This window comes from Paenibacillus sp. PK3_47 (genome assembly GCF_023520895.1).
Lineage (GTDB): Bacteria > Bacillota > Bacilli > Paenibacillales > Paenibacillaceae > Paenibacillus_AQ.
In genome coordinates this window covers 5804405-5815701 of record NZ_CP026029.1, presented here as the reverse complement: position 1 = coordinate 5815701, position 11297 = coordinate 5804405, and the positions used below count along the sequence as shown (strand labels likewise).

At 50.5% G+C, this 11297-nt stretch carries 12 protein-coding genes; all 12 read right to left on the bottom strand.

Annotated elements, in window-relative coordinates:
* Positions 1 to 123: 123 nt before the first annotated feature.
* Positions 124 to 516 (bottom strand): DnaJ family domain-containing protein, encoded by a 393-nt coding sequence (locus tag C2I18_RS25350; RefSeq protein WP_249898484.1) that lies wholly within the window; start codon positions 514 to 516, stop codon positions 124 to 126.
* 120 nt (positions 517 to 636) lie between these two features.
* A complete protein-coding gene (locus tag C2I18_RS25345) occupies positions 637 to 1020 on the bottom strand; it encodes a GIY-YIG nuclease family protein (RefSeq protein WP_249898483.1) in 384 nt (127 codons plus the stop codon).
* A 32-nt stretch (positions 1021 to 1052) separates the two neighbouring features.
* Positions 1053 to 1847 carry a DUF2087 domain-containing protein gene (locus C2I18_RS25340; protein ID WP_249902236.1) on the bottom strand — a complete coding sequence of 265 codons (795 nt, stop codon included), beginning with the start codon at positions 1845 to 1847 and terminating at the stop codon, positions 1053 to 1055.
* A 187-nt stretch (positions 1848 to 2034) separates the two neighbouring features.
* Positions 2035 to 2721 (bottom strand): NAD-dependent epimerase/dehydratase family protein, encoded by a 687-nt coding sequence (locus tag C2I18_RS25335; RefSeq protein ID WP_249898482.1) that lies wholly within the window; start codon positions 2719 to 2721, stop codon positions 2035 to 2037.
* A gap of 124 nt (positions 2722 to 2845) precedes the next feature.
* Complete coding sequence (locus C2I18_RS25330) at positions 2846 to 3655, bottom strand: SDR family oxidoreductase (RefSeq protein ID WP_249898481.1); 810 nt, start codon at positions 3653 to 3655, stop codon at positions 2846 to 2848.
* Between the two features lie 234 nt (positions 3656 to 3889).
* Entirely contained in the window at positions 3890 to 5281 is a 1392-nt protein-coding gene (gene ltrA / locus C2I18_RS25325; RefSeq protein ID WP_249898480.1) for a group II intron reverse transcriptase/maturase, read from the bottom strand.
* A 454-nt stretch (positions 5282 to 5735) separates the two neighbouring features.
* Positions 5736 to 6602 (bottom strand): transglutaminase family protein, encoded by an 867-nt coding sequence (locus tag C2I18_RS25320; RefSeq protein ID WP_249898479.1) that lies wholly within the window; start codon positions 6600 to 6602, stop codon positions 5736 to 5738.
* Positions 6599 to 7552 (bottom strand): alpha-E domain-containing protein, encoded by a 954-nt coding sequence (locus C2I18_RS25315; protein ID WP_249898478.1) that lies wholly within the window; start codon positions 7550 to 7552, stop codon positions 6599 to 6601. The genes C2I18_RS25320 and C2I18_RS25315 overlap by 4 nt, the downstream gene beginning before the upstream one ends.
* Positions 7553 to 7622: 70 nt before the next feature.
* The gene (locus C2I18_RS25310; protein ID WP_249898477.1) at positions 7623 to 9086 is read right to left on the bottom strand and encodes a circularly permuted type 2 ATP-grasp protein; all 1464 of its coding nucleotides are present in this window, start codon (positions 9084 to 9086) and stop codon (positions 7623 to 7625) included.
* A 647-nt stretch (positions 9087 to 9733) separates the two neighbouring features.
* Positions 9734 to 9877: a hypothetical protein gene (locus tag C2I18_RS25305; protein ID WP_249898476.1), complete on the bottom strand. Its 144-nt coding sequence runs from the start codon at positions 9875 to 9877 to the stop codon at positions 9734 to 9736.
* Positions 9874 to 10170, bottom strand: coding sequence for a hypothetical protein (locus tag C2I18_RS25300; RefSeq protein WP_249898475.1), 297 nt, complete (start codon positions 10168 to 10170; stop codon positions 9874 to 9876). Before C2I18_RS25300 ends, C2I18_RS25305 begins: the two co-directional genes overlap by 4 nt.
* 63 nt (positions 10171 to 10233) lie before the next feature.
* Entirely contained in the window at positions 10234 to 11232 is a 999-nt protein-coding gene (gene ftsY, locus C2I18_RS25295; RefSeq protein ID WP_249898474.1) for a signal recognition particle-docking protein FtsY, read from the bottom strand.
* Positions 11233 to 11297: the final 65 nt, after the last annotated feature.

The following is an 11297-nucleotide window of genomic DNA, read 5'->3' as shown; positions in this document are numbered from 1 at the left end:
TGTATAACTTAGGATACAGCAAAAAGAGCCTGTACGCCCCATGGGCCGCAAGCTCTTCTATGACATTCCTTCATTAATACATCCCCTGAATACATCCCCTGCAAATACAACGTTGTTTATCCATTAATCACCCGTCAGCCGCTCCCGGATCTGTTCGCCATAGTCCATAAAAGCGCCGCTGTCCTCCAGCCCGCGCTGCCGCAGCAGCTCCTGCAGGCGGAGTCTTTTTAAAGACAGCTTCGTTTCAAGACTCTTCCGCTCTCCGGAATCCCGGTTTCCGCTTTTGTGGCAGGCGGAGATCAGCTGCTCCAGCGTTACACATTCCTTGCGCAGTGTAATTTCTTCAGGGAGCAAACCGGCATTTTTCATGATTTTAAAAGACATCCGCAGATCTTCAGGAACGCCTGACAGATCCTCCAGCTCCAGCGGCTTGCCGTGTCCTGGCAAATGGTCGAATTCGCCGTTACGCATGGACTCCTGAATCCGCTGCTCTGCCAGCCATGATAAAATGGCCATATATAAGGCCTCCTGTCTCCATACCGCAGGTTTTGCCATAAGCAAATTCCCTGCAGAGGCGGTTTTCCTTTATTTTAGCACACAGAAAAGTGTAATTCACTTACGCTCCGGCTATCTGACTCATGCCTGTTTCGGCTTGTGGTAACCCCGTTCCCCGTATGGAGAGAGCTGCTCCAGCCATTTGCTTTCCATCTCAGGCAGCACCTTTTTATATTTTGCCAGCTCGGTCACATCCGCTACGAAGTCTTCTTCCGGCTTAATCTGTTCCAAAATTTCAAACCGGAAGGCCTCCTCCCCATACTTCCGCCAGTCCTCCAGCAGCTGTTTGTTGTCGTGATTATCAATCCCCAGCATGAATTTATGTTTATTCCACACCCCATCCAGGTTCAGACTGCTGCCCACATAGGATTTATCATTCTTCGTATTAAAAATTCTGTATACCCCCATCGGCCTGTGTGAGTGTGCATAATTGTAGCCCAGCTCTTTTCTTCTCGCTTTTTCCATCTTCTCTATTCTCTCCTTTGCGGGATTCATCCCTATAATTTGACCCAGTAGCTGCTTCCGTCATCTTCACGGTCCAGCAGGCCGTAATCAATCAGGTAACGGCGCAGGGTAACGTAATCATGGTAAGCATCTGCCAGTATGGCATTGATCTCTTTCTCACTGTACTTGTGTCCAGGGGTGAAACGTTGAATCAGCTGGCGCAGGATCGCGGCTTTTCGCTTCTGCTTCTTGGGAAATTCACTGAGCGGCCCATCCGGCCCCTGCTTAAAATAAGCAGCAAGAATCTCCGCATTCTCTTCCTCTGTAATGGCAAAACGTTCATCGACCATAGAGGCGGTCCGGGGTATGCTGACAAATGGCGAAGATACTCCCGGCTTTTCTTCCGTAAGCTCCATGACGGCAAGGAACAGCTTGGCCTGCTTGACCTTCTCACGCAGCGTAAAACGATGATTCCGCACCGTTGATGTGCTGCCGATCCCGAGCTCTTTGGCGGCTTCACCGTCACTAAGGCCCTGGTTAAAAGACTTCAGCAGGCCCTTCTGCAGCTCCGTTAATCCGGTCAGCTTCTTATCCAGTCCCAGCAGCCAGTTGAACATGGTTCCGTGAACTTGAGTAACGTGAAGCTCCGCAAATTTCTCCGCCTCGTAAAACGTCTCTTCCTGCTTATAAATGAGCCCTTTTTCAAACGCTTCCCCACACACCAGACATGTAAAAAAACCCGAGTGCTCCCTCTTCTCAAAAACATACCCTTGCTTTAATTCGGCGACCGAAGCATTCCAGAATTTTTCTGATATGCCCACCGACTCTCTGCTGTCTGGCAACATCATCACCTGTTTCGTTTATTTTATAGACAGTTTATCATTTCGTTTGTTATTTTACAAGTATCTAATTAGATTATGTATTTTTCTTTTCCACAAAAAAAGACCGTTCAGGCAGCCTTAAAGCAGTTACCTGAAAACGGTCTTCATTATTGTATGTAATATTGCTGTTTACTGGACTGTTTCTGAACAGTTTCTATTCTTCCGCCAAAACCGCCATATCCCTGCTTTCCAAAATATCTTTTGAATAATGCCGTTTGGTCACGTGAATCATAGCCCTTCCCATTTCCTGCAGGGTAATTACGTATTTAGGGATCAGGAAACGCATTAGCGGATACATCCAGCCGATGGCTTTGTAATAGCGGTGGGTACGGATCAGGCCTGGTGTAGGACGGATAAAGCCCGGGCGGAAAAAATAGATACGGGAAAACGGCAGCTTCAGCAGCGAATTTTCCGTTTTTCCTTTGACCCTGGCCCACATACTGCGGCCCTGCTCAGTGCGGTCTGTCCCGGCAGCAGTGACATAGCAGAATACCATGCCTGGATTATGCTCTGCCAGCACCCCGGCGATATTCAGCGTAAGACCGTGGGTAAGCTGCGTATAAGCTGCTTCTGTCATCCCTGCGGAAGTGGTTCCAAGGCAAAAGTAACAAGCGTTATATCCCTTAAGACGTTCTTCGATGCCTGACAAATTTGATAAATCCTCCAGCAGAATCTCTGTTAATTTGGGGTGGGAAATCCCGCAGGCTCTCCGGCCCAGGCTCAGTACCTGCTCTACCTCAGGATGTGCAAGGCATTCATGCAGCACACCCTCGCCGACCATACCGGTAGCTCCGGTAATCACCGCGCGAATCTTTTCCCCTCCAGTTAAAACAGCCGTCATGGCTATCACCGCCTCTAGATAACTTAGCTGAATATTACCATGAAAAGACTGGTGTTCTCTACATCCGCGCATAAACAGCCTTACCTCCGTGTTCGTGCCGGGATAAGGCTGTCTAATATACATGTTAAGATAACAGTGATTCTGCTCCATCAATAACAATCTGCGCACCTGTGATATGAATAGACTCATCAGAAGCGAGGAACGAGACGAGATCTGCCACATTGTCCGGCTTGCCCGGTCCATCAGCCAGCGGCTGTGCACCTTCCGGGAATTCGATCGGAATCACGATTTCTTCCACTTCCTCGTTGAATTCAGTGGTTTCATCAATATTGGTTGAAATGGCTCCCGGACAGATCACATTTACACGGATTTTGAACTTGGCCAGCTCCAGCGCAGCCATTTTGGCAAAAGCAACCTGCCCGGCCTTGGTTGTACTGTAAGGCGACCAGCCGAAGCTTGTGAACCGGGTATTCCCGTTAATAGAACTTGTGATAATGATGCTGCCTTTGCCTTTGGCTTTCAGATGAGGAATTGTGTATTTGAGAGTCAGGAAGGTTCCGGTCAGGTTAACCGACATCGTCTTTTCCCAGTCGCTGAGACTCAGCTCCTCGATCGGCCCCACTACACCATTGATCCCTGCATTGGCAAATACGATATCCACTCCGCCAAAATGCTCCACGGTTCTGCGCACCGCTTCCTCCATGCCCTCCGCATCCGAGGTGTCTACTTCAATGGCAAGCGCGCAATCCTTGCGGAGCTTGTTCAGCTTCTGCGCCAGGACTGAAGTACGTTCATTTACCAGATCGAACAAGGCTACGTTTGCACCTTCACGGGCCATCTGAATTGCTGTCGCTCTGCCGATCCCAGAGCCCGCACCTGTAATAATGGCTGTTTTTCCCACAAAACGCTGTTTTTTCGCTATATTTGGGCTCATCTGTGTACTCTCCTTCCTAATAGTTCATCTTATCGACTCTGATTCAAGATTACCCATCCAGCGCTTGATTATAATCACCTTGTGCAAAATTTGTGCAAACTGTGCCTCCCCCTGTGCAACAGCCATTTACTGAGACCTTCCGGGACCCATGCCCAATCGAGTAGGAGGAGGCGGCAAGCCCCCGTCCTCTCACACCACCGTACATGCGGGTCCGCATACGGCGGTTCCAAAAGGTTAACAAAGCTCTAAGTAACGTGAAAGCAAGCTTTTCAGCCCTTTCGCTTCCCAATAGGAAGTCGGGAGGGCATTATTTGTATTCCGGGACATTTCCCATGCGCCTCGCCGCGAGTTGGCCATCGTGAAACAGGCCCACTCAGGCACCCCAAGCGCCCGGAGTTCGCGGATTCGTGTGCGCACTCGCTTCCATTGTTTCCACAGGCACATTCGCAGCCTTCTCCGAATCCATTGGTCCAGCGTTTGGAGGTGTTTCTTCGCCGACGCTAGATGGAAATAGCCAAGCCACCCCATCAGATAACGGTTTAGTCGGCAAATTCGTTCTTCCATGGAAATGGACCACGTTCGGTTTGTCAGTTCACGGATTCTCTCCTTGAATCGCGAAATGGTCTTCGGTGCTAATCGAATGGTTGCCTGTTTCTGGCTCAGGAAACTGAATCCTAAAAACTTCCGGTGCCAAGGTCTGGCGACTGCACTCTTTTCCCGGTTCACTTTCAGTTTTAGCTTTCCTTCTACAAACCCGCTAACCGATTCCATGACCCGTTCGCCAGCTCGTTTGCTCGCCACAAAGATATTACAGTCGTCCGCATAGCGTACAAAGTGCAGGCCACGTACGGTCAATTCCTTATCCAGATCATCCAGCAGAATGTTTGCCAAAAGCGGGCTCAGCGGACCGCCTTGCGGCGTTCCTTCCTGGCTGTGCTCCAGCTTTCCATTCACCATGACTCCGGCGTTTAGATACGCCCGAATCAGTGTCAGCACTCTTTTGTCTGTCACTTTCCGCGCCACTCTCGCCATCAGCATGTCGTGATTTACCCGGTCAAAGAATTTCTCAAGATCGAGGTCCACGACCCACCTCAGACCCTTTTGGATATATCTTTGCGCTTGTTTTACTGCGTCATGTGCACTTTTCCCGGGTCGAAAGCCGTAGCTGTACCACGAGAATTCTGCGTCAAAGATCGGATTCATGACTTGTAGAAGAGCCTGCTGGAGAAAACGGTCCATCACGGTCGGGATGCCCAGCAGCCGTACGCCGCCTCCGGGTTTGGGGATTTCCCCCCGTTTGACTGGCGCAGGTCTGTAAGTTCCCGCCAGAAGTTCGGCTTTCACCGGTTCCCAATGTGTTTTCAAGTAAGCTTGTAGATTCGCTGCCGTTACATGGTCCACACCGGGGGCTCCTCCGTTCTGTACCACTCGTTTATACGCGAGCCGAAGGTTGTCTCCTTCGAGCATTCGCTCCAGCAAGTTGTTCGCTGCTTTGCGAGAGGGAGGGGCGGTTTGTGCCGACGAAGAACTCGGCGCTCCAGCATACCCTGGCGGCTTCACCGCTTCTCTTTGCTGGCAGCTCTCTTGCGAGATATTCGGCTGTCGTTGCTCTTCATGCGAACGCATCGGTTTCCTCTCTCCTTTCGGTTCAGCCCTTCCGTAAACTGTTGCAACAGTTTACGTACTATGGCCTCTGCTGACTCCTGCCCGTTCAGCGCAACCTCTCGGTTACGGTTACAAGTTTTTTTTTCCTTGCATACCGGACAGGCCTCCCCAGATAAGAACGTCATCTTTCCGCCCGCACCTGCCCAAGTTTACGATTGCAGCCCTTGGCAGCTTAGGATTTCGTCATGTCTAGGTGACTCATCCGGCTGCAACCGCCTCAAATTGGATTCGTGTACCTCAGGTCGTGCTTTTGCCTCCGACTTCCTTCAGATTCCACCTCGCGGTAGACACCCTTGCCCTTGGCTAACGGTAGGCGCTTGCCAGCCCCCGCTCGGGACTTTCACCCTAGAGATGACGCCCATGCTGGGCGTACGAGCAAAAAAAGCCCCGCCAAGCGGGACTTTTTCAGCATGCTTCAGTTATCCAGCCGGCGGACATCCACCTTCACGGTAAGTGTTCCGGCCACCCCGCGGTATACGCCCTTGACCGGAACGATATCCTTGTAATCCCGCCCGTGTCCAAGCTTCACGTAACGCCAGTTCACTTCCATATTGTTCGTCGGGTCAAAACCTAGCCAGCCGGTACCCGGTATGTGGGTCTCTACCCAGGCATGTGAAGCCTGTTCGAAATCGGCGTTGCCGCCCTGCAGATCACTGACAAAATGGTACCCGCTCACATACCGGGAGGGCAGACCTACACTGCGGCAGACAGCAATCATCAGATGGGCATAATCCTGGCAGACGCCGCGCTTGAGCTTAAGTGCATTTTTGACAGTGGTATTCACGCTTGTTGCTTCGGGATCGTAGGTAAATTGTTCATATATTGTTGAGGACAGCCTTTTGGTCCATTCATACATATCTTCGGCTTCGTTAAAAGGATGCTGTGAAGCAAACTCCACCAGCTCCGGCGTCACCTCGGTATAGCGGGTTGGCAGGATGAACTCAATGTACCGGTTCTGGAATTTATCATCATTAAGCAACCTCACCTGCTCTTCCAGCTCCAGATGCGGCAAATCGGCTCCCTGTTCCTTGTCAAGCGTGACGACCGTTGCTTTGGTGTGAATCACCATTTCCGTGTGCGGCTTATTCACCGTATAGGCATGGACGCGGTTGCCGAAGAAATCCTCATAAGTCAGCAGATTGGCGGGAGGATGCACTTCGACTTCATGATGATAGCAGGATTGGCGGTAATTGGTGCGCGGCGTCAGCCTGATCTCATTGACACTGTCCGTCACCGGCTCCGGGTAACTGTAGGTCGTTGTATGGTTGATCTGAATCTTCATACCTGTACTCCTTCACGGCGAAAAAAGGCACCTTCCATGGTCTTGCCCAGCCTCTGGCAGGAGAGCATCAGGGAATGCAGCACATCCTCGACGAGATCGCCTGACATTTCTTCTTTTTCCATGTAATCGAGCTCTGCTTTGATTTTGCCGGCCTGGCGGATCACCTTCTCATGACCGGAGCCCTTCTCTGAGGAATCCAGCTCCAGCTTCGCTAAATGCTCCTCCAGCTTATGAAATGAGAACCGGATGGAGCGCGGGAAGTAAGAATTTACAATCATGAACTCCAGAATACTCTCCGGCGACATGGCGTCTGCATAATAACGGCGGAATGCCTGATATCCGCTTACGGATTTCAGCACGGCCTGCAGCTGTGTGTAGACTGCGGCAATATCCTTGGATTTACAGGAGGTTGTTACTGCCTGAAGAATCCGAGTTGTATTCTCCGCACGCTCCAGAAAACGCCCGCTTTCAATAAAGCGCCACTCGTTGCCTCTTAACATCACCGAATGCTCCGCTCCGAGGAACATCGCCGCCCGCTCTTTGACCTGCTGATAGAACCCGTGCGGTCCGCTCATAATGTCAGCTACTGACTGGTCCCCGAGCCACAGATTAAAGCCGTTAGCAATATCCCACAGCTCGCTCGGCAGATGCTGGCGGAGAGTCCGCAGGTTATTTCTGGCCTGATGCACACAGGAGAACAAAGAATTGCTGTTGCCGCGATCCAGTGTAATAAAAGATAATACATCCTGCTCGGAAAAACTTTCGAACTGCTGCAGGTACTCATTCCGGACCCCCAGCGCATCAATCAGCCTCGACCATTTATGGCCCTCTGCCTGAAAATCCTCCTCCTGCTGGATATGATAATGCACATCAATCAGCCGCGCATGATTCTCCGCCCGCTCCATATACCGGCCGATCCAGAATAAAGCTTCCGCATTGCGATTCAGCATCCTAGCCACCCCTTCACCCAACGTATTGATGCCATCCTGTTATTAAATCGGGATTTGGTATGCAAACCTTCTATGCCATCACCCAAGTATCCTTGACCCCACCGCCCTGCGAAGAATTTACAACCAGTGAGCCTTCCTTCATGGCAACCCGCGTCAGACCTCCGGGTATAACATGCGGTTTGCGGTCTGCCCCCATCAGTACAAATGCCCGGAGATCAATATGGCGCGGGGACATCGTGTCACCCGTCAACACCGGTGCTCTTGACAGCGACATGATCGGCTGGGCGATATAACGCCCCGGATCAGCAAGGATTTTGAGCCGGAATTCGTTCAGCTCCTCCTTGGTTGCTTCGCTGCCGATCAGCATTCCGTAACCGCCGGACAAAGAGGTCTCCTTGACCACCATCCCGGCCAGATTATCCAGCACATATTGGCGTTCCTGCGGACGGGACAGTAAATACGTAGGCACATTGCCAAGAATCGGCTCTTCATTAAGATAATAACGGATCATATCAGGAACGTAGACGTACATGGCTTTATCGTCAGCTACACCTGTTCCCGGAGCATTGGCAATCGCGATATTTCCTGCCCGGTAAGCATTCATCAGACCCGCCACTCCAAGCAGCGAATTCGGCTGAAAAGCGAGCGGATCAATAAAATCATCATCCAGACGCCGGTACAGCACATCCACTCTGCGCAGCCCGTTCATTACCTTGAGGTAAATTTTATGGTCCTTGGCCACGAGATCCCGGCCTTCCACAAGATGGATCCCCATCTGCTGCGCCAGAAAAGCATGCTCGTAATACGCTGAATTGTATTCACCGGGTGTGAGAAGGGCAATCACCGGATCTTTGGTTCTGGAAGGCGACAGGCTGCGCAGTACAGACAGGAACCGGTTGAGACTGTGATCCACATCGCGGATAGAGCTGGCAAAGGCCAATTCGGGAAACAACTGATTCATCAGTGATCTTCCTTTGAAAAGATAAGAGAACCCTGACGGTGTCCGCAAATTGTCCTCCAGCACGTAATACTCCCCGTCATGATGGCGGATCAGATCGATACCGGATGTTGTAATATAAGCCCCTCCCGGTACGCGCAATCCGGCCATCTCAGGACGGAAATAACAGTTGGATACGATCATGCGCCTCGGGACGATCCCGTCTTTGACAATGTACTGCTCATGATAAATATCGTGGATGAACAAATTAAGTGCCGTGATCCGCTGGACAATACCTGCTTCAAGCCGTTCCCATTCCCCTTTGGGAATGATCCGCGGAATCATATCAAAGGGTATCGTCCGCTCCATCGGGTGATCCTGTGCCGGGTTATACAGTGTAAAAGTAATTCCTTCTTCCATCATCCGGCGCTGCATCAATTTCTGCTTGCTCTGCAGCCCTTCGGGACTCATCCCGGAAAACATGCGGTTAACATGCTTGTAGTGAGACCGGATGTTCCGTTCATCGGCATACATTTCATCATAAAAATGCTCCAGCGGATACGGAGACAGACCGGGCAGAGGATCAAGTTTGGACATAAGCCCGACTCCTTTCGGATCAATATAAATGCGTCACATTTGTTAACAACAAAGCTAAAATTTGAATGATTTTTTATTAACATTATTAAAATATACTCTCATAATACGTAAATGATAATATCCGTGTCAATATATATAACAGCAAAATGGAGTTTATGAACCATCCCGCATAATTGTAATCGCTTCCTTTCTCGGCAGTGTAGCATTCGGGAGCTGAAAGTGAGTGACTCCTAGCATTGTATGCAGGTGTGCTGACAAGCAGTACTATTATGAATTTTTCATATATTGATATATTTATATAGATTTGCTGGTTTGGGTAGATTCTGTTTCTTCTATTAAAATGTGCGGAAGGATGCGGGGGAAAATGTACGGGGGAACTGCCGGTCCGGCTTATAAAGTTCTGCTTGAGCAGTATGCCCTGCTTTGGCACTAGAACTGGCTATTGAGGCGGATCTTTGCAATGCGGAAGTATTTGTGCTTTTCATTTCACCTTGGTTGCTGATTTCTGCGGATTCTGAGGTATATGTGCCTCTCATTTCACCATTCTGGCTGGTTTCTGACGATTCTGAGGTATATGTGCTTCTCATTTCACCTACCTGGCTGTTTTGTGCGGATTCTGAGGTATATGTGCCTCTCATTACACCCTTCTAGCTGGTTTCTGACGATTCGGAGGTATATGTGCCTCTCATTTCACCATTCTGGCTGGTTTCTGACGATTCTGAGGTATATGTGCCTCTCATTTCACCATTCTGGCTGATTTCTGCAGATTCGATGGTATTTGTGCTTCTCATTTCACCTTTGGGCCTGTTTTCTGCCTGGTTTCTGCGAATTCAACGGGACTTTTCCCGTTCATTTCAGCCAAAAGCCTGATTTCTCCGAATTCAACGGGACTTTTCCCGTTCATTCCAGCCAAATACCCGACTCCTGCAATATTAACGGGACTTCTCCCGTTCATTTCAGCCAAAAGCCTGATTCCTCCGAATTCAACGGGACTTTTCCCGTTCATTCCGGCCGGCATCACTCCCGCTCTTCTCACACCGAATGCCGACTCCACCTTAACAGCAGCAAAAACCCGGAGGAACATAATCTGTTCTTCCGGGTTTCATATTAAGCTGCATTGTGCCTGCCGACAGGCACCTGCTGCTTTCTAGGCTTGCTCTTCCTTCTCTGCTTCCTCGGTAATTAATCCGGCAAACAGCGCATGCACGAACTGTTCGGAATCAAATTGCTGCAGGTCCTCCATCTTCTCGCCGAGTCCTACAAGCTTGACGGGCAGGTTCATTTCCTGGCGGATAGCCACCACAATACCGCCCTTGGCCGTGCCGTCAAGTTTGGTCAGCACAAGACCGGTCACTCCGCTTTTCTCGCCAAACAGCTTGGCCTGAGTCAGAGCATTCTGCCCTGTCGTCGCGTCAAGGACCATCAGCACCTCATGAGGTGCACTCGGAATTTCACGCTGAATGACACGGAAGATTTTGTTCAGCTCTTCCATCAGGTTCGTCTTGTTCTGCAGTCTTCCAGCTGTATCGCAGATCAAAATGTCCACGTTCCGCTGTTTGGCAGCCTGTACTGCATCATACATGACCGCGGCCGGGTCAGATCCCGCCTGCTGCTTAATCACGTCTACACCGGCACGCTGTCCCCACACCTCAAGCTGCTCGATCGCTCCTGCACGGAAGGTATCGCCAGCGGCGAGCAGAACTTTTTTGCCTTCCTGTTTGTATCGGTGTGCCAGCTTGCCGATGGTAGTGGTCTTGCCGACCCCGTTCACACCTACGAACAGGATAACTGTGATGCCGTCCGGATTCTCGCGGAGCGTGCTGTCATCATCACCGCGCAGCAGCTCCATCAGCTTACGGGATAGAATCGGCTGCAGCTCGGCTGCATCTTCAATCCGCTGTTTTTTCACTTCGGCGCGCAGCTCTTCCACCAGATCCATTACTGTATTTACGCCCACATCGGCACCGATCAGAATTTCCTCAAGCTCCTCATAGAACTCTTCGTCAATTTTTTTGCGGCGGATGATCAGGTCGGATACCTTTTCAACAAATCCTTTGCGGGTCTTCTCCAGACCATCGCGGAAGCTTTTGGTTACACTTTCGGTTTTGCCGGAAATGCTTTCTTTTAATTTTTTGAAAAAGCTCATGATATTCCTCCTTATTTTACATTCCGGTAATCGGTGCAAGCTCTATGCTATCTTCACTTGCAGGC

Coding starts and splice junctions, on each gene's coding strand:
- C2I18_RS25350 (WP_249898484.1), bottom strand. CDS start 516: ATGGCCATTTTATCATGGCTGGCAGAGCAGCGGATTCAGGAGTCCATG.
- C2I18_RS25345 (WP_249898483.1), bottom strand. CDS start 1,020: ATGGAAAAAGCGAGAAGAAAAGAGCTGGGCTACAATTATGCACACTCA.
- C2I18_RS25340 (WP_249902236.1), bottom strand. CDS start 1,847: ATGATGTTGCCAGACAGCAGAGAGTCGGTGGGCATATCAGAAAAATTC.
- C2I18_RS25335 (WP_249898482.1), bottom strand. CDS start 2,721: ATGACGGCTGTTTTAACTGGAGGGGAAAAGATTCGCGCGGTGATTACC.
- C2I18_RS25330 (WP_249898481.1), bottom strand. CDS start 3,655: ATGAGCCCAAATATAGCGAAAAAACAGCGTTTTGTGGGAAAAACAGCC.
- ltrA (WP_249898480.1), bottom strand. CDS start 5,281: ATGCGTTCGCATGAAGAGCAACGACAGCCGAATATCTCGCAAGAGAGC.
- C2I18_RS25320 (WP_249898479.1), bottom strand. CDS start 6,602: ATGAAGATTCAGATCAACCATACAACGACCTACAGTTACCCGGAGCCG.
- C2I18_RS25315 (WP_249898478.1), bottom strand. CDS start 7,552: ATGCTGAATCGCAATGCGGAAGCTTTATTCTGGATCGGCCGGTATATG.
- C2I18_RS25310 (WP_249898477.1), bottom strand. CDS start 9,086: ATGTCCAAACTTGATCCTCTGCCCGGTCTGTCTCCGTATCCGCTGGAG.
- C2I18_RS25305 (WP_249898476.1), bottom strand. CDS start 9,877: ATGAGAAGCACAAATACCATCGAATCTGCAGAAATCAGCCAGAATGGT.
- C2I18_RS25300 (WP_249898475.1), bottom strand. CDS start 10,170: ATGTTCCTCCGGGTTTTTGCTGCTGTTAAGGTGGAGTCGGCATTCGGT.
- ftsY (WP_249898474.1), bottom strand. CDS start 11,232: ATGAGCTTTTTCAAAAAATTAAAAGAAAGCATTTCCGGCAAAACCGAA.